A 16,913-nucleotide genomic window follows, 5' to 3' on the forward strand; every position below is an offset into this window, starting at 1 on the left:
CCCCCCACCCCCTCCGACAACCCACCCACCCACCCCCTCGGGGTCGAAGGGGCAGCGCCCCTGGGTGGGGGAGGGACGGGTAGGGGCGGCGGGGGCGAATCAAACGCGGGAGCCACCGACGGCAGGCGCAGGCACCCCCGCCACCCCCGCCGCGTACAACGCATGCCCCACCCGCAGCACCAGATCATCCCGATGCCGGGCCGCCACCACCTGAAGCCCCACCGGCAACCCACCCCCGTCCACCCCCACCGGCACACTCGCCGCCGGCTGCTGCGTCAGGTTGAAGGGATACGTGAACGGCGTCCACCCCGTCCACCGCCGATGCCCCGAACCCCCCGGCACCTCCACCCCCGCCTCGAACGCCGTCACCGGCAACGTGGGCGTCACCAGCACGTCGTACCGCTCATGGAACGCCCCCATCCGCCGCCCCAGATCCATCCGCACATCCACCGCGGCCAGATACTCCAGCGCCGACAGCCGCGCCCCGGCGTCCCGGATCTCCCGCAACCCGGGATCCAGCAGCGCCCGCTGCCCCGCCCCCATCCGCTGCGTCACCCGCGCCGCCCCGCTGAACCACAGCGTGTGGAACGCCTCCACCGGATCACAGAAGTCGGGGTCGGCCTCACTCACGTACGCCCCGAGCCCGGCGAGCCCCTCCACCGCCCGCCGCACCACGCGAGCGACCTCCGGCCGCACGGCGACCTGCCCGCCCAGCGTCGCCGAGTACGCGACCCGCAGCCCCCGCACCCCACCCGCGAGCGCGTCCACGAACGATCCGGGGACCGGCCCCAGCCCCGACCAGTCCCGCGCGTCAGGTCCGGAGATCACGTCGAGCATCAGCGCCGCGTCGGCCGCGTCCCGGGTCAACGGCCCCACGTGCGACAGCGTGCCGAACGCGCTCGCCGGATACAGAGGCACCCGCCCGTACGTCGGCTTCAGCCCGAACACCCCGCAGAAGGCGGCCGGAATCCGCACGCTGCCACCCCCGTCCGTGCCCAGCGCCAGCGGCCCCGCCCCGAGCGCGACGGCCGCCGCCGCGCCCCCGCTCGAACCCCCGGCCGTACGCGAGAGGTCGTACGGGTTCCTGGTCACCCCGCTGAGCGGCGAGTCCGTGACGCCCTTCCAGCCGAACTCGGGCGTCGTGGTCTTCCCCAGGAAGACGGCCCCCTGCTCCCGCAGCCGGGCCACGGAGGGCGCGTCCTCGTCCCAACTCCCCTTCTCCGCGATGGTCCTGGAGCCCTTCAGGGTCGGCCCGCCCCGCATCAGCAGGATGTCCTTCACCGTGACCGGCACCCCGTCCACCGCCCCGGCCGGCTCCCCGCGCCGCCAACGCCCCTCCGACTCCCGCGCCTGCGCGAGCGCCGACCCGGTGTCGATCCGGACGAACGCGTTCACGTCCGGCTGCACCCGCTCGGCCCGTTCCAGCACCGCCCGGGTCACCTCCACGGGACTGAACTCGCCCTTGCGGTACCCCTCGACCAGTCGTACGGCGGACAGTTCCGTGAGCTCCGACATCCGGCCCCTCCCAGGGGAGTTCAATGCCCGGGCACGTACCCGCGCTGCTTGTCGACCACGTTGGGCAGCGGCTTTCCCGCCTCCCACAGTTCGAACAACTCCACGAACTGGGCGCCGAGTTCGTCCCGCCACCCCACCGTGTCCCCGCTCATGTGGGGCGAGACGATCAGCCCGGGGACGTCCCACAGCGGGTCGTCCGGGCCCAGCGGCTCGCGCTCGAAGACATCCAGCGCCGCCCCCGCGATCCACCGCTTGCGCAGCGCCTCCACGAGCGCGTCCTCCACCACGAGCTGCCCGCGCCCCACGTTGACGAACCGCGCGGACGGCTGCATGACCCCGAACCGCCGGGCGTCGAACATGCCGTACGTCGCCTCCGTCAGTGGCGCGGCCGCGATCACCCAGTCGGCGCGGGCCAGCAACCGGTTCAGCTCCTCCGGACCGTGGACACCGGGCCGCGCGACCCGCCCGACCAGGGCCGTGTGCAGACCGAGGAGCCCCAGGTGACGCTCGATCGCCCGCCCGATCGGCCCGGACCCCACCACACACGCCCGGCCGCCCGCCACCCGCAGCGCCTCCCGGTGCCGCCACTCCCGCCGCCCCTGCAACTCCCAGCTGCGCGGCAGATCCTTGGCCATGGCGAGAACGAGCGCGGCCACGTACTCGGCGATCGGCGCCTCGAACACGCCGCGCGCGTTGGTGACCACCGTGTCCTCGGCGGCAACCAGTTCGGGGCAGAGCAGATGGTCGACGCCCGCGCTGGCGGTGTGCACCCAGCGCGGCCGGGGCCCGCCCCCCGGCCAGGCGGCGCGCACCGCGCGGGAGGTGAAGTCCCACACCAGCAGCACATCGGCGTACGGCAGCCGCTCGGCCAGCGTCGAGGCGTCGGCGTACTCGACCGTCGCCTGCCCGGTGAGCCGCCCGAGCCGGGGACGCGGTTCGGCGTCGAGGACGAGGAGACGCGGACGCTGGGACGAGGTCATGGGCGAGGCCCCCGGGGCGAGACGTGGCCGTTGGAGATGCGTGTGACATGCACTGATTGACCACGCTCGCACCCGAACCTACCTTCGTCAACACGGACTTGCGCACGTTCTGTCGTCCGCACATCTCTCTCCGTGAGGCCGGTGGCTGTCATGAACGTCTCCTTCCTCGGTGGACCCCGTCCGCAGCGCGGCGTCGGTGTCATCGCCCCGTTCGACTTCGCCCTCGACCGCGAGCTCTGGCGCTGGGTGCCGGACGACGTCTCCCTGCACCTCACCCGCACTCCGTACGTCCCCGTCGAGGTGAGCCTCGACCTGGCCCGGCTGGTCTCCGAGCACGAGACGCTGCACGAGGCGGTGCGGGCCCTGAACGAGGTCGCGCCCGAGGTGGTGGCCTATGCCTGCACCAGCGGCAGCTTCGTCGGCGGGGTCGCGGGGGAGCGCGCGATGGGCGAGGCGATGATCCGCGCGGGCGCCGCGCACGCCGTCACCACCTCCGGCGCGATGCTCGCCGCCCTGGCCGAGCTGAACGCGCACCGCATCGCCCTGGTCACCCCGTACACCGTCTCCGTCACCCAGTCCCTGGAGGAGTACCTCGCCGAGGCGGGCATCCTGGTCACCGGCCGCGCCTCGCTCGGCCTGGTCCGGCACATCTGGAAGGTCCCGTACCGCGACGTGGTGGCCATGGCCCACCGCGCGGTACGGGCGACCGCACCGGACGCCCTCTTCATCTCCTGTACCAACCTCCCCACCTACGACGTCATCCCCCAGCTGGAAGCGGAACTGCGGATGCCGGTGATCTCGGCCAACCAGGTGACGATATGGGCGGCACTGCGTCAGCTGGGTACTCGGGCGGTGGGTCCGTACCAGGCTCTGCTCGACGAGTCGGCCAGGCAGACGTTCGGTGCGGGACCTGTTCCGCCACCGCCGGTACTGCCGGAAGAACAGGAAGGTTGGGCATGACCGCACTCGGTTTCCTCTATCCGGGCCACTCCGCCGAGGACGACTATCCGCGCATGGAGCAACTGCTCGGCAGCGACATCCGGGTGGACGTGGTGCACACCGACATCGGCGAGGACGCCCACCGCGTCGACGCCCTGCGGGAGATGGGTGCCCCCGAACGCCTCGCCGCCGGCTGCGAGGCCCTCCGCCTGTCCGGCGCGGAGGCCGTCGTCTGGGCCTGCACCAGCGGCAGCTTCGTCCACGGCTACGAGGGCGCGCACGAGCAGATCCGCTCCCTCGCCCGCACGGCCGGCCTCCCCGCCTCCTCCACGTCCTTCGCCTTCGCCCACGCGGCCCGGGAGGTGGGCGCCACCAGGGTCGCGGTCGCGGCGACCTACCCCGACGACGTGGCCCGTCTCTTCGTCGACTTCCTCGCGGCGGCCGGCATCGAGGTCCTCTCCGTCCGGGGCGCCGGCATCGTCACGGCGGCGGAGGTGGGGACGTGGACCCTGGACGACGTCCTCACCCTCGCCCGCGCGGCCGACCACCCCGACGCGGACGCCCTGCTCCTGCCGGACACGGCCCTGCACACCGCCTCCCACATCCCCACCTTGGAGAAGGAACTCGGCAAACCGGTCCTCACCGCCAACCAGGTCACCCTCTGGGAGGCCCTGAGGCTGGCCGACAGAAGGGTCAACGCCCCCGAACTGGGCACCTTGTTCACCCGCGAACCGATCGTGCAGGCATAGCACCGGGCGAGCGCCCCTGAGGAAGAGGCCCGCAAGGCCGGTTCCTCAGGGGTGCGGGGAACTGCGCGAGAAGCCCCACCGGGCCGCGGACAGGCATCGACCCGGCGGGCCGAAGGGGCGCAGCCCCGTGAGGGCGGGACGGGTAGGGGCGGCGGGGGCGAGGAATAACCGGAGCCACCCTCCTGTTACCCACCCTGTACGCGCCCGCGCACCCCGCGACCCCGCACGCCCCCAGGAGGCCCCACCGTGACCACAGACGAGATACGAGGCGAAACCAAGGGCACGGCCCAGTTCCCCCTCTCCGTCCTCGACCTGGTCACCGTCGGCGCAGGCCGCACCGCCACGGACGCCCTCCGTACCAGTGTCACCCTCGCCCACCAAGCGGAGCGGAGAGGCTTCCACCGCTACTGGGTCGCCGAACACCACTCCATGCCGGGCGTCGCATCCTCCTCCCCGGCCGTGATCCTCGCCCACCTCGCTGCCCACACCACCCGCATCCGCCTTGGCTCGGGCGGCGTGATGCTCCCCAACCACGCCCCCCTGGTGATCGCGGAGCAGTTCGGCACGCTGGAAGCCATGGCCCCCGGCCGTATCGACCTCGGCCTCGGCCGCGCCCCCGGCACGGACGGCGCCACCGCCGCCGCCCTGCGCCGCTCGGCCCGCCTCAGCGAGGGTGCCGACGACTTCCCCGAGCAGCTCGCGGAGCTCACCCGCTTCCTGGACGACGATTTCCCCGACGGCCACCCCTACCGCCGTATCCACGCGGTCCCGGGCCCGATCCAGAGCACCTCACCGGGCGGAGTCCAGTCCCCGCACCGGCCCCCGGTCTGGCTGCTGGGCTCCTCCGGCTTCAGTGCCCGTCTCGCCGGTTCCCTCGGCCTCCCCTTCGCCTTCGCGCACCACTTCTCCGCACGCAACACGATCCCGGCGCTCGACCTGTACCGCGAGTCGTTCCGCCCCTCACCGGTCCTGGACGCCCCGTACGCGCTGATCGGTGTCTCCGCCCTCGCCGCGGACGAGGAGAGGGAGGCCCGCCGCCAGGTCAGGGCCGCTGCGCTCAACATGGTCCGGCTGCGCACCGGCCGCCCCGGTCTCGTCCCGACGCCGGAGGAGGCGGAGGCGTACGAGTTCAGCGTGGTCGAACAGGACTTCATCGACTCCTGGAACGCGGACGTCGTGCACGGCACCGTCGACGAGGTCCGCACCCGCCTCGACGACCTCCACAAGCGCACCGGCGCCGACGAGCTGATGCTCACCACCCACGCCCACAGCGCCGACATCCGCCTGCGCTCGTACGACCTGATCGCGGACGCCTACGACCTGCCGCGCACCGGGGGTCAGGCCTGAGGGCAGGCCGCCGCCCCCAGCAGTTCCGCGATCCGCTCCGGCGGCACCGCGCGGGAGTACAACCACCCCTGCCCGGTGTCGCAGCCGAGCCGGCGCAGCCGTGAGGCCTGCGCGTCGGTCTCCACGCCCTCCGCCGTGACGGACAGCCCGAGCCGGTGGGCGAGTTGGACCAGTGCCTCGACGATGATCTCGTCGGCGGGGTTGGGCTGTCCGGCGTCCCCGACGTCACCGGCGGTGGCGGGAGCCCCGGCCCCGCCGGGAGCCCCGCCCTCCTCGCCGTCCTCGTACTGGAACCCCCGGACGAACGCGCCGTCCAGCTTCAGCACCGACACGGGCAGGCGGCTGAGGTAGGCGAGGTTGGAGTACCCGGTGCCGAAGTCGTCGATGGCGATGCGGACGCCCATGTCGCTGAGGGCCTTGAGCGCCTGGAGGGGGCGTCCGGCCGAGCCCATGAGCGCGGACTCGGTGAGCTCCAGCTGGAGCAGGTGCGGGGCGAGGCCGGTCTCCGCGAGGATCTCGGCGACGTCGGCGACCAGATCGGAGTCCCAGACCTGGCGGACGGCCACGTTCACACTGACGAAGATCGGGGCCCGGTCGGGATGGTCCGTCTGCCAGCGGCGCGCCTGCCGACAGGCGGTGGCCAGAATCCACCGTCCGAGCTGGACGATCGAACCGTCCTCCTCGGCCAGTGAGATGAACCGATTCGGCGTCAACAGGCCGAACTGCGGGTGATGCCAGCGCACCAGCGCCTCGACCCCGCGCACCTCGCCCTGCGCCATGCCCACCAACGGCTGGTACTCCAGGACGAACTCGCCCCGCCCGACGGCCGCCCGCAGCGTGGACGACAGGGCCTGACGGGTCATCCGGTGGGCGTTGCGTTCCGGGTCGAACAGCGTCCAGCGGGCCTTGCCGTCGGCCTTCGCCCAGTACAGCGTGGTGTCGGCGGCCTGCATCAGCCCCGTCGCCGTGGTGCTCGCCGACTGCCGTTCGACGACTCCGATCGAGGCGGAGACCGACAGCCGTTGACCGGCCAGGTCGAAGGGCGCCTGCAGCGCCTTGAGGACCGAGTCGGCCAGATCGGCGAGTTGCTCGGTGCCGGTGGAGTCCTCCACGAGCAGCGCGAACTCGTCACCGCCGAGCCGGGCCACCAGCGGTGCCCCGGCCGCCGTTCCGGCCGTGCGCAGGAGCGCGGCCTCGTCGGCGCAGCGGGTGAGCCGCTCGGCGACGGCCGTGAGGAGCCGGTCGCCGGCGCGGTGGCCGAGGGTGTCGTTGACCGCCTTGAACCCGTCCAGGTCCAGGTAGACCAGGCCGATACGGCCGGTGCCGGCCTCGTCGTACGCCTCCCGTTCGAGGGCGGCGGAGAGCTGTTCGAAGAACAGGGTGCGGTTGGGAAGGCGGGTCACCGGGTCGTGCATCTGCAAGTGGCGGAGCCTGGCCTGAAGCTGACGGTTCGCGCTGATGTCGGCGACCGAGAGCAGGACCGCCCGCTCCTCCTCGGGCAGCGGCGCCACCGAGACCTGCACCCACAACCAGGTCCCGTCCGGCTGTTTCAGCCGTCGGGTACAGCGCAGCCTGGCCTGGCGTCCGCGCAGCACCTCGCGGTACGCGTGCCAGGTGCGGGTGTCCGAGGTCAGGTCCACCAGGTCGGCGGCGACCCGCCCGACGAGTGGTTCGGAGGCCGTCCCGAGCAGGGTCTCCATCGCCCCGTTGGCGGTGACGACCAGCCCGTCCCGGTCGACGACGGCCATGGCGAGCGGCGCGAGGGAGAAGGCGGCGGGTGTCGTGGGACTCTCCTCCGACGACTGAGGCGGCTGAGACGGCTGGGGCGACTGAGGCGGCTGGGGCGACTCAGACGACTGAACTGAGGCATTGGCGTGACGCTCTGTAATTGCCGGCCGGACGAGATCTGCCGCGGGCGCCGGCCCTTGGGACGTTCCGCTCACCGTTCGCTCCCGCAGTGCACTCGTTTTCGTACGGATCTCATATGTCTCGTCGGAGCGGCCGAACCTGGTACGTAGGGGCGCTCAAGCCGTGTCCGTGCAGGAAAGTGTGCCGATCATAGAGGCTGACCCCAGGGCCTTCTAGCCACTCTCCAGTCTCCCTGAACAACGACCTGATCTGACAGATCGTTTCTGCCCCGAGCTGAACGGCTTCCCCGTTCCGTGGATCGCTTGTGACGTTCCGTGAGCACCCGGGGTGTCGGCGGCCGTACCCCGAGGCGCGGGCGGGCGGGGTCGAGCGACCGCTCTTCACCCTTCTGGTGCAGGCAAACAGGGCGTAGTACTACAAATTCCGAAAATCTGGACGCGGCGTCCCCAAGATCCGCATCCGGAGGTCCCCGTGCAGCGTCCGCTCCCCTGGAAGGAACTCCTCGGCGACCGGGCGCCCGTGCTGCGCAGCACAGCGGCCATGCTCACCTCCCTCACCGCACTCGCCGCGACCTCCCTGATCACGGCTCCTTCCGCCGTACCGCTGTCGGAGCCGTGCACCCTGCGGCGCACCCAGGCACACCACTCGGAGGGCCTCGACACCTGGAATTCCGCGTATCCACGCCCCACCCGCGACCTCGACGCCGTACTCGTATTCTTGTCATTCCCGGACGCGGCCCCTCTCACCACACCGGCCGAGCTGACCGCAGATCACTTTCCGGCCACCAGCGAGTTCTTCGAACGCGCGTCGTACGGCAAGTTCGCCCTCCGTTCCCATCCGCGCCGCGAGTGGCTGGAGATGCCCCAGCCGTCGACGGCGTACGCCATACGCCGTGACTGGAATGCGACGCACCGGGCCGCCTACCTCAGGGACGCCCTCGCCACGGCCGACCCGCACGTCGACTTCTCCCGCTACGACATCGTGTACTTCGTGGCCGACCCGCACGCGCCCGGCGTCGACTCGGACGCGACGAAGGTGGTGAACCTCCAGACCCCGCTGAAGGTCGACGGCACGGGTCTGCGCCGGGTGGTCACCGTGTTCGAACGGCATCCGCCGGACCGCCTCGTCCTCGCCCATGAGACCGGCCATGTCTTCGACCTCCCCGACCTCTACCACCGCCCCGCCGACGGCAAGGGTGACTGGGACACCCACGTCGGCGACTGGGACCTCATGGGCAGCCAGTTCGCCCTGGCCCCGGACCTGTTCGCCTGGCACAAGTGGAAGCTGGGCTGGCTGGAACCCCACCAGGTGACGTGTGTGCACGGCGCCGGGACGACCCGGTTGACGCTGGAGGCGGTGGGGGCGGGCCCGCGGGGGGCGTACGAGGGGGAGACGGAGGAGGGCGCGGAGACCGGTGCCGGCGAGGTGGGGCACGCGGGCGGAGGGGGGCGGCGTGGTGCTGGTGCCGGTTCCAGGGCCGATATCCGTGCCCGTGACGAGGCCGGTGAGGCGGCTCCCGGTCCCGGTGTCGGCACCAGTGGTGGAGGTGTCACCGGCGTGGCGGCCGGGGTGCGAGGGTTCGGCGCCGGCCGGGGTGTGAAGCTGGCGGTCGTGCGTACGGGTCCCGACAGCGCGCTCGGTATCGAGGCGCGGGGCGCGGTCGGGAACGACGCCTCCGTCTGCACGCAGGGCGTCCTAGTCTACCGCATCCGCAGCGGGGCCGAGTCCGGCGGCGGCCCCATGGAGGTCCTCGACGCCCACCCGCGCACCGAGGCCTGCTGGGAGGAGTCCGTCTACCCGCCCCTCGCGGACGCGCCGGTCGGCGTGGGCGAGAGCTTCACGGTGCCGGGGGAGGCCGTGCGGGTGGACGTGGAGGGGCGTACGGCGTCCGGCGCGTGGACCGTGCGGATCACGACGGGGCGGTGAGGCGCTGTGCATGGGGGCGGAGGGCCCGCGTGGCGGCATACGAGAAGAAGCCCCTCGCTTCCGCGAGGGGCTTCTTCCGTGTCGTGCGCCGCCAGGGACTCGAACCCCGGACCCGCTGATTAAGAGTCAGCTGCTCTAACCAACTGAGCTAGCGGCGCCTGCTGACGTCGTAGACCTTAGCACCCTGATCGGCGGGAGGAAAAATCGATACACGCACGGTCGCGGAGGCCCTCGACCGGGCCGCCCGCACCGCCGCCCAGAGCAGTACCTCGGGCCCCGGAAGCCAAGGTCGCCGGGTGTCCGGGGCGACGAGCCAGCGGGAGCCGAGGCGGGTGACACCGGGGGTGTCGGAGGTCCGGGCGGCCGGGGAACCGTCGGTGCCGCGGGAGCCCTCGGGGGCCAGCACGGGCGGGACGGTGACCGCGTCGCCGGTGCCGTGACAGAGCAGGGGCGGGACCGCACCGGTACGGCCGGGGGAGCCCCACTCCTCCCACTCCAGGAGGGTGGGCAGCCGCTGGGCGGTGCCGGGGGCGCCGAACAGGAGCACGCGCCCGCGGTAGACGGCGACCGGTCCGGAGCCGGGGCCCTCGGCCCATAACCGGTCGAGCATGCGCCGCCCGAAGAGCGCCGGCACGCTGACGACATCGAAGACGGAGCCGCACGGCAGCACCACGGGGGCGGTCGGCCTCTCCTCCCACAGCGTCAGCGTGCTCCGCGGATACGTTCCTGCCGAGGCGAGCCAAGCGGCCCCCTCCGCCGTGACGCCGGCGATATCGACCCCGTCCTCCGGATACCTGCCCGTCCCCACTCCACCGCTCATGCGTCCAGGTCTACCGCCCGTGACCACGCACCCCCGAGCAGTTACCGGAAACTGGTACACGAGATAAGCAAGTGGGGTATCTTGCCCACCCGGCATATGCCAGACGGTGTTTCAGGTCCGCCGGGTTAGGTGACTGCGGGCAGTCGTGCCGCTGGGGCGATGGGGGAGGGTGGGCGCAGCGGCACCCGTGCAAGCGCCGGTGAGCGAAACAGGCCCCCGACCCCGGGCAACGCGCAAGCCACCCCCACCCCGCCCAGCTCAGCGGCCCCCGCCCAGCCCCTCAGATGGACTCCGGCCCGCTCACATCCCGCCCCCGCAACAGATCCCGCCCGAACTCCACCATCTTCTTGGCGTAGTCCTCGGTCCACTCCGCCCGCTCCGCGATGTCCGCCGAGGTCAGCCGATCGAGCCGCCGAGGATCGGCGAGCTGGGCCGCGGCGATCGCCTGGAACTCCACGGCCCGGTCCGCCGCCGCCCGGAACGCCTGCGTCAACTCCGTCGCCCGCGACAGCAGCGCCCGCGGATCGTCGATCGACTCCAGATCGAAGAAGTGCTCGGGGTCGCCGGCCGCCTCCGCCGGCTCGAAGAGCAGGGGCGCGGGCCGCAGCCGCGGTTCGTTCCGACGCGACGTGGGCTCCGCCATGTCTTCTCCTCCTCGTACGACGGTTCAGTCGGCCGACCCCCGGGGCGTCCCGGGTGGAGGGCCACCGTCCATTCTCTCGTGACCGCGCAAGTGGGCATCGAGCCCGACCGGCGCCCCACACGCCGGCCCTCGCACACCCGCGCCCCCGCGACACCCCGGCCCACGCCGACCGGCCCCGCTCCCTAGGGCTCCCAGCTCACCCGATGCTCCGCCAGCGTCGCCAGCACCGCGTGGTTCGCCTCCCAGCCGTCCGGGAACTTCACGGTCACCCCCAGCTGGACCGGCTCGGTGGACGGGTGGTCGTCGAGCAGGTCGGTCACGCCCGCCCGGCACACCACGATGCAGGCGTGCCGGTGCCGGGAGGCGAGGACGCACAGCCGCCCGGTCTCCAGATGGAACGCCGTCGCGTCGGGGCGCCCGGACAGCGGGTGGAGGACGACAGTGACGTCGTACTCCCGCCCCTGGAGCCGGTTCGCCGTGTCGACCACCACGTCCGCGACCCCCAGCTCGGCCAGCGCGGAGCGCACGGCGGCCGCCTGGTCACGGTGGGCCGTGCCGACGGCGATCCGGTCGGCGGTCAGCGGCACGGGCTCCTCGGACCGCTCCGAGGTCGCCGCCCCACCCCGGTCGAGGAGCCGCCGTACGACCAGCGCGACGGCCCGTACCACCTCGGGGTCGGTCCGTGGGGTGTGCCGGGCCGGCAGCTCCAGCAGCCCCCACCCCGACTCGGCGGCCTCGTCGATGACCCGGTCCGGGCCGGAGCCGTCCGCCGGCACCGCGAACCCGAGCCGCCGGTCCCCGTGGTCCGTGCCGCTGCGGAACGGCGTGAAGGGGTAGAACGCGTCGGAGACCAGGGGTGCCGCCGACGCCGGGAGCCGCCAGGACACCGGCAGCCGGTGCTGCGGCAGGTCGGGGTTGTGGGCCAGCAGCGTCGTCACAGCCGAGGCCGACGGGTCGTACGACAGCCCCGCCCACTGCTCGCTGCCCACGATCGCGAACGGGTCCAACTGCCCCGGGTCGCCCACGAACAGCGCCCGCTCGAAGAGCCCGGCCACCGCCAGCAGCGCGTCCGACCGCATCTGGTACGCCTCGTCGACGATCGCGTGCCGCCAGGGCTCGACGCCCTTGACGTGCGCCCACTTCGCGGCCGTGGAGATCACCACGTCCAGCCCGGCCAGCTCGGCGGCCTTCGTCGACTTCCGTACGTTCGGCAGGGTGTCCAGCGCCTTGTCGTACGGGTCGCTGTCGCTGCTGTGCAGTCGGCCGACCGGGAGTTCCGGGTCCTTCTCGGCGAGCCGGAGCACCAGGTCGTCGACCTGCGCGTTCGTCTGCGCGATGACCATCAGGGGGCGCCCGGCCGCGGCGAGTTCGAGCGCGGCGCGGACGACGAGCGTCGACTTCCCGGCACCGGGCGGCGAGTCGACGACGACCCCACGCGCGTCGCCGTGCAGCGTGTCGCGCAGGATCGCGTCGGTCGCGCGGCCGGCCGCCGCCCCGGGATCGAGCACGGCCTCGGTGGGGGTCACAGGATGTCCTCCTCGGTCACCGGGTCCGGCAGCGGTACGGCGTCCGGTTCACCCGGCGGCCCGCCGTGCGTCCACGGTGTCTCCTCCGGGTCCGGCAGCTTCGCCCCGCCCCGCTGGTCGTGTTCGAAGAGGGTGAAGCAGAGCCGGTCCCCCTTCTCGGGGACGGACCCCACCTCCGGCTCCTTGCCCCGGCCCATCTTGTCCATGATCCGCAGCACCAGCAGGGTCTCGCCCGCGTCGGCCGCCCCGTCGGGCCCGCCCGGCTCGTGCCCGACGAACTCCGCCGTCTGTGGCTTCCCGCCCAGCGAGCGGTACACCTTCGCCCGCTCCCCGAGATGCGGCCGGTCGCGTGTCCGTAGGGTCACCAGCGGCCGCGGGCTCGGGCGCTTGCCCTCGCTGTACGCCATCGCGACGTCCACGACCTCGCCGGCGAACGCCTCCCCGGCCAGCCGTCGCCCGGCCATCACGAGGGGGTCGTCCAGGGCCTCCTGGGCGTCGAGGCGGGCCTGTTCGCGCTCGCGCGCGGCCAGCTTGTTCGCGGCGGTGACCGCGTCGTCGACGCGCGGCTGCGGGGGCTCCCCTGCGACGATCCGGTCGCGGTGGCCGGTGAAGGACCAGCGGTCGCGGGTCCACCGGTCGGCCGCGTGGGCGCCCTCCGGCAGGGCGCGCAGCAGATCCAGGCCGTGCCAGACCGCGTCCCAGGTGGGCCGGGTGCGGCTCTCGACCAGGGCGCGGATCTCCCGCTCGGCGGCGGTCAGCGCCCCCAGCCGGTCGTCGGCCTCCAGGCCGTCCTCGGCGGCGGCCAGCGCGAGCCGCGCCCGGTCGTACCGCTCGATGGCCGGGGCCAGCAGCTTGTTGTCGAACGCCGGGTCGGTCGCGGGCCCGGCGGGCGGGCACAGCAACTGGCCCTCGGCGTCCCGCGCCAGCTCGGCCCGCCGCGCCGCAGCCTCGCCCGACTCCCCTTCCGGCGGGTCGATCCAGGCGAGCAGCGAGGCCAGGTGCTGGTCCTCCACCCCGGACTGGCCGGTGGCCCAGTGCCGAGACAACAGATCGGTGAGCGCGAGCAGCAGCGAGGAGCCCGGCACCCGCGCCCGCTCCCCGAAGTGTGTGAGCCATCGCCCGAGCAACGGCACGCGCGGAGGCGCCGGATGGGGTGCCTCCGGGTCCTGCTCCGCGGTGCGCCTGAACCGCATGGAACGCCCGAGGAGCCGTACGAAGTCGATGCCCGTCCGGCTCGGCAGGATCAACTGCGGGGCGTCCGCGCACAGTTCGACCTCGACCTTGACGCGTTTGCCGGTCTCCGGGTCGGTCTCGTTGCGCTCGGCGGCCTCCACCGCGTCGGCGTAGCCGTCCACGTACGGCAGGACGATGTCCGCCAGTTCGGCGAGGAACGCGAAGCGCAGGTCACGGTCGCGGGGCTGGGGCACCACCAGCAGCCGGGGCGCGTCCCGGTCGGTGCCGACGAGTGCGCCGAGCGGGGCCCCGGCCTCACCGGCGGTGGTCAGCGGCACGAGGACGAGGGGGCGGGCGGAGAGATGCCGGTGCAGAACGGTGGCGGCGGGCTGGGCGCGGCCCGAGCTGACGGCTTCGAGACGGGCGAGGGTGGCGATCAGCGACACGGAACCCCCTCGGGCGCCGAGCCGGGCAGCGCGGCGGCGGACCCGCGCGCGGCCGCGGCCCCCAGCGCCTCCGCCCGCAGCTCCGCCGCTCTGCGCAGCGCGGCCACGGCCGGGTCGTCCGGGTCGCCGGCGAGGCCGTGGGCCGCCGCCAGGACGTCGTCGACGGTGGTGAGACCGCCCAGCTCCGCGCGCGCGGCCCGGCCCAGGGACGTCACCGCACCCTCGGAACGGGAACGGGTCCGGCAGTGGAAGGCCAGCTCACAGGCGGCGAGGCACTCGGGCGCGTAGGTCGCGGACAGTGCCTCGACGGCCGTGGTCAGCTGCTCCCGGGGCAGGTCGGGGGCGAAACAGGTGCCCTCGGGGAGGTCGTCCGCGATCTCCTCGATCCGGGTCAGCCGGGTCAACTGGCGGCGGGTGACCGCGCGTTGCTTGCGGATGTCCACCGCCGCGGCCGTGGGGAGGTTGGTGAAGTCCTTGGGACAGACCAGCAGGACCCGGTGGCGCACCTCGGGCGCGGGGGCGTCGCCGCGCGCCTCGCCGCCGAGCCGGGCGGCGACCTCCTCCAGCGCCAGCACGTACACCGCGGACTGACGGGCGGCGGCGCCCACCTTCGCCGGGTCCGCCGAACCGTCCAGCATCGGGAAGGACTTGATCTCGACGACCGACCAGGTGCCGTCCGGGTGGACCACCACCGCGTCCGGTTCCAGGAACGCGGGGGAGCCCGCGACGTCGAGCGCGAGCATGGGGTGGTCCAGCAGCGTCCAGCCGCCGGCGTCCGTGGCGTCGCGCAACGCCAGTGCCGTACGGGCGGCGCGGCCCTCGGGGCCGACGGCGGCGAGGTCGGGGACCGAGGCCGAGACCGGCGGCTCGGCACCGGGGTCCAGCCTCTCGTGCACCAGCCGCAGCAGTTCGGCGCCGCCGTCGGCCTTGACCCGGGCCTCGAAGGCGTTGCCCCGCATGAAGGCGAACTGGGACTGGCCGAAGGCGGAGGGCGAGCCGAGCGCGTCCGCCAGCACCGCTTTGTTCACCCCCGCGCCGTCCAGCAGCGCGCGGCGCTCACAGCCCGGGTTGGCCGCGAGCGCGGCGAGGGCGCGCGCGTCCAGCGACTTCGGGGGGACCTCGGGTCCGCGCAGCTCAGCGAGCCGCTGCCGGAGCGCCGTCCTCTGTCTGCGAGGGGGCGGCACCCGGCTCGGGGTCGGTGATCCGCTGCCGTGGAATTCGCTCACCCGGGGAAGTCTGGCACTCACCACTGACAATCGGGGAAACCGAGGCCCGTGAGACGGCGGTGGCCTTAACCGCGGGCTCCGCCACGGGCCGTGGGCCGCCGCCGTCGAACCGGCTCGCGGCCGCGGCGGAGAGGCCGAGCGAGTCCCGCCACTGGTCCGCGAGCCGAAGCACCAGCGGGGTCACCAGCAGGCCCGCCCCCATCACGGCGGCTCCCGCCACCGCGTCGAGGAAGTAGTGGTTCGCGGTGCCCATCACGACGATCGTGGTGATCAGCGGATACGCGACAGCCGCGGTCCGCACGAGCCGGGAGTTTCCCGCGAAGCGCCACAGGATCACCCCGCACCACAGGGCCCAGCCGACGTGCAGGCTCGGCATGGCCGCGTACTGGTTCGTCATACCGCCCAGGCCCCGGGGCGCGCTGGCCTCGCCGCCCCACCAGCCCCACGAGCTGTAGTACGCCATGGTGTCGACGAAGCCGTGGGCCGGGTTCAGCAGCCGGGGCGGGCAGGTGGGCAGCAGGGTGAAGCCGATGAGACCGATGAAGGTGGAGGTCAGCAGCCAGGTGCGGGCCGCGCGGTAGCGCACGGCGTGGGACCGGAAGAGCCACACCAGGAGCGCGGGGGTGACCAGGTAGTGCAGCGAGGCGTACCAGAAGTCGGCGGGTATCCCGATCCAGGGCTCGCGGGTGAACAGCCGGTTCAGCGGATGCTCGGCGTTGAGCCGGAACGTCTTCTCGATCCGCAGGATCGCCAGACCGTGGTCGACGGCGTGGGAGGTGTCGCCGCGGGCGAGCAGCCGGCCGGCCGAGTACGCCCCGTACACCAGCAGGATCAGCGGTAGCTCGGTCCACCAGCGGAGCCGCGTGCCCGGCGTCGCCTCGGTAACCGGTGCACCGGTCCTTCTGGTAACCGGTGCCTCGGTCGCCTCGGTCTGCGGCATCCGAACGTCCTCCCCCGTCTGTGCGCGTCGACGCGTCGATGTTCATCTGTGTGTGGTGCTGGTGTGGCCCTTGAGCAAGACGATGTCCAAGACGCTGGGATCGCCTGTCAGGTTGCCCCACGACAGCGTGAGCGATGATGGAAGCATCCGCCTCCCATTTCTCCCTTCTCGCAGAAGGTCCCCGGAAAGGTCGCTCATGGCACCGCGCATCCTGCTGGCCCGGCACGGACAGACGGAATGGTCCCTGCTCGGCAAGCACACCGGCAGGACGGACATCCCGCTCCTCGAAGAGGGCCGGCGCGGCGCCAAGCTCCTCGGGGAGCGTCTGCACCGAGCGCCCCTGGACGGGTTGCCCGGTGTCGACGTCCGTACGAGTCCCCTCTCGCGCGCGCGTGAGACCTGCGAACTGGCCGGCTTCGGCGACCGCGCCGCCGAGTGGGACACGCTCATGGAGGTGGACTACGGGGCGTACGAGGGGCTCACCCCCGCCGAGATCCAGGCTTTCCGGCCGGGCTGGCTGATGTGGCGCGACGGCGTCCCCGAGGGGGAGACACTTCGGCAGCTCTCCGCGCGCGCGGACGAGGTGGTCGCGTGGGCGCGGTCCGCCGAGCGTGACGTGCTCGTCTTCGCCCACGGCCATGTGCTGCGCTCCATAGCCGCCCGCTGGCTGGGCCTGGACCTCGACTTCGCCGCCCGCGTCCGCCTCAACCCGACATCCCTGTCGGTCCTCGGCTGGGCCTACGGCGACCCCGCGATCGAGTCCTGGAACGACACGGGGCACCTGGCGGGCTGATCATCGGTAGCCCTGGGAGTC

General features: G+C 73.1%; 14 protein-coding genes and 1 tRNA gene. 5 read left to right on the forward strand and 10 right to left on the reverse strand.

Annotated elements, in window-relative coordinates; translation table 11 throughout:
- Positions 1-99: 99 nt before the first annotated feature.
- On the reverse strand, positions 100-1,515 hold the full coding sequence (locus P8T65_RS29215; RefSeq protein ID WP_316728162.1) for an amidase: 1,416 nt from the start codon (positions 1,513-1,515) through the stop codon (positions 100-102).
- 20 nt (positions 1,516-1,535) lie between these two features.
- Positions 1,536-2,495 (reverse strand): D-2-hydroxyacid dehydrogenase, encoded by a 960-nt coding sequence (locus P8T65_RS29220; RefSeq protein ID WP_316728163.1) that lies wholly within the window; start codon positions 2,493-2,495, stop codon positions 1,536-1,538.
- Between the two features lie 150 nt (positions 2,496-2,645).
- Here P8T65_RS29220 and P8T65_RS29225 point away from each other — a divergent pair, with 150 nt between their 5' ends.
- From P8T65_RS29225 to P8T65_RS29235, 3 genes are all read left to right on the forward strand, one after another.
- Complete coding sequence (locus tag P8T65_RS29225; protein WP_316728165.1) at positions 2,646-3,455, forward strand: decarboxylase; 810 nt, start codon at positions 2,646-2,648, stop codon at positions 3,453-3,455.
- Positions 3,452-4,183 (forward strand): decarboxylase, encoded by a 732-nt coding sequence (locus P8T65_RS29230; RefSeq protein ID WP_316728166.1) that lies wholly within the window; start codon positions 3,452-3,454, stop codon positions 4,181-4,183. Before P8T65_RS29225 ends, P8T65_RS29230 begins: the two co-directional genes overlap by 4 nt.
- Before the next feature lie 246 nt (positions 4,184-4,429).
- Positions 4,430-5,530: an LLM class flavin-dependent oxidoreductase gene (locus P8T65_RS29235; RefSeq protein WP_316728167.1), complete on the forward strand. Its 1,101-nt coding sequence runs from the start codon at positions 4,430-4,432 to the stop codon at positions 5,528-5,530.
- Here P8T65_RS29235 and P8T65_RS29240 read toward each other — a convergent pair.
- A complete protein-coding gene (locus tag P8T65_RS29240; RefSeq protein WP_399100651.1) occupies positions 5,521-7,278 on the reverse strand; it encodes a putative bifunctional diguanylate cyclase/phosphodiesterase in 1,758 nt (585 codons plus the stop codon). The two genes, P8T65_RS29235 and P8T65_RS29240, sit on opposite strands and share 10 nt — an antisense overlap.
- Before the next feature lie 592 nt (positions 7,279-7,870).
- On the opposite strand from P8T65_RS29240, the gene P8T65_RS29245 reads away from it, so the two are divergent.
- Positions 7,871-9,325, forward strand: a complete 1,455-nt coding sequence (locus tag P8T65_RS29245; protein WP_316728169.1) for a M6 family metalloprotease domain-containing protein — start codon at positions 7,871-7,873, stop codon at positions 9,323-9,325.
- Between the two features lie 84 nt (positions 9,326-9,409).
- Here P8T65_RS29245 and P8T65_RS29250 read toward each other — a convergent pair.
- The 7 genes from P8T65_RS29250 to P8T65_RS29280 all read right to left on the reverse strand — a co-directional run bounded on the left by P8T65_RS29250 (position 9,410) and on the right by P8T65_RS29280 (position 16,099).
- Positions 9,410-9,483, reverse strand: a tRNA-Lys gene (locus tag P8T65_RS29250).
- A complete protein-coding gene (locus P8T65_RS29255; RefSeq protein WP_316728170.1) occupies positions 9,474-10,145 on the reverse strand; it encodes a bifunctional DNA primase/polymerase in 672 nt (223 codons plus the stop codon). The genes P8T65_RS29250 and P8T65_RS29255 overlap by 10 nt, the downstream gene beginning before the upstream one ends.
- Before the next feature lie 280 nt (positions 10,146-10,425).
- Positions 10,426-10,788, reverse strand: coding sequence for a hypothetical protein (locus tag P8T65_RS29260; protein ID WP_316728171.1), 363 nt, complete (start codon positions 10,786-10,788; stop codon positions 10,426-10,428).
- A gap of 182 nt (positions 10,789-10,970) precedes the next feature.
- Positions 10,971-12,314 carry an AAA family ATPase gene (locus tag P8T65_RS29265; RefSeq protein ID WP_316728172.1) on the reverse strand — a complete coding sequence of 448 codons (1,344 nt, stop codon included), beginning with the start codon at positions 12,312-12,314 and terminating at the stop codon, positions 10,971-10,973.
- Entirely contained in the window at positions 12,311-13,933 is a 1,623-nt protein-coding gene (locus P8T65_RS29270; protein WP_316728173.1) for a hypothetical protein, read from the reverse strand. Before P8T65_RS29270 ends, P8T65_RS29265 begins: the two co-directional genes overlap by 4 nt.
- Positions 13,924-15,117, reverse strand: a complete 1,194-nt coding sequence (locus tag P8T65_RS29275; RefSeq protein ID WP_316731776.1) for a hypothetical protein — start codon at positions 15,115-15,117, stop codon at positions 13,924-13,926. Before P8T65_RS29275 ends, P8T65_RS29270 begins: the two co-directional genes overlap by 10 nt.
- Positions 15,068-16,099 (reverse strand): phosphatase PAP2 family protein, encoded by a 1,032-nt coding sequence (locus tag P8T65_RS29280; protein ID WP_316728174.1) that lies wholly within the window; start codon positions 16,097-16,099, stop codon positions 15,068-15,070. Before P8T65_RS29280 ends, P8T65_RS29275 begins: the two co-directional genes overlap by 50 nt.
- Positions 16,100-16,295: 196 nt before the next feature.
- Between P8T65_RS29280 and P8T65_RS29285 the strand changes: the two genes are divergently transcribed.
- On the forward strand, positions 16,296-16,892 hold the full coding sequence (locus P8T65_RS29285) for a histidine phosphatase family protein (protein WP_316728175.1): 597 nt from the start codon (positions 16,296-16,298) through the stop codon (positions 16,890-16,892).
- Positions 16,893-16,913 lie beyond the last annotated feature (21 nt).

Origin of the sequence: Streptomyces sp. 11x1, from assembly GCF_032598905.1 — a bacterium.
Lineage (GTDB): Bacteria > Actinomycetota > Actinomycetes > Streptomycetales > Streptomycetaceae > Streptomyces.

What these genes read in the sequence shown, in the direction of transcription:
- P8T65_RS29215 (WP_316728162.1), bottom strand. Translation starts at nt 1,515, where the DNA reads ATGTCGGAGCTCACGGAACTGTCCGCCGTACGACTGGTCGAGGGGTAC.
- P8T65_RS29220 (WP_316728163.1), bottom strand. Translation starts at nt 2,495, where the DNA reads ATGACCTCGTCCCAGCGTCCGCGTCTCCTCGTCCTCGACGCCGAACCG.
- P8T65_RS29225 (WP_316728165.1), top strand. Translation starts at nt 2,646, where the DNA reads ATGAACGTCTCCTTCCTCGGTGGACCCCGTCCGCAGCGCGGCGTCGGT.
- P8T65_RS29230 (WP_316728166.1), top strand. Translation starts at nt 3,452, where the DNA reads ATGACCGCACTCGGTTTCCTCTATCCGGGCCACTCCGCCGAGGACGAC.
- P8T65_RS29240 (WP_399100651.1), bottom strand. Translation starts at nt 7,278, where the DNA reads ATGGCCGTCGTCGACCGGGACGGGCTGGTCGTCACCGCCAACGGGGCG.
- P8T65_RS29255 (WP_316728170.1), bottom strand. Translation starts at nt 10,145, where the DNA reads ATGAGCGGTGGAGTGGGGACGGGCAGGTATCCGGAGGACGGGGTCGAT.
- P8T65_RS29260 (WP_316728171.1), bottom strand. Translation starts at nt 10,788, where the DNA reads ATGGCGGAGCCCACGTCGCGTCGGAACGAACCGCGGCTGCGGCCCGCG.
- P8T65_RS29280 (WP_316728174.1), bottom strand. Translation starts at nt 16,099, where the DNA reads ATGCCGCAGACCGAGGCGACCGAGGCACCGGTTACCAGAAGGACCGGT.
- P8T65_RS29285 (WP_316728175.1), top strand. Translation starts at nt 16,296, where the DNA reads ATGGCACCGCGCATCCTGCTGGCCCGGCACGGACAGACGGAATGGTCC.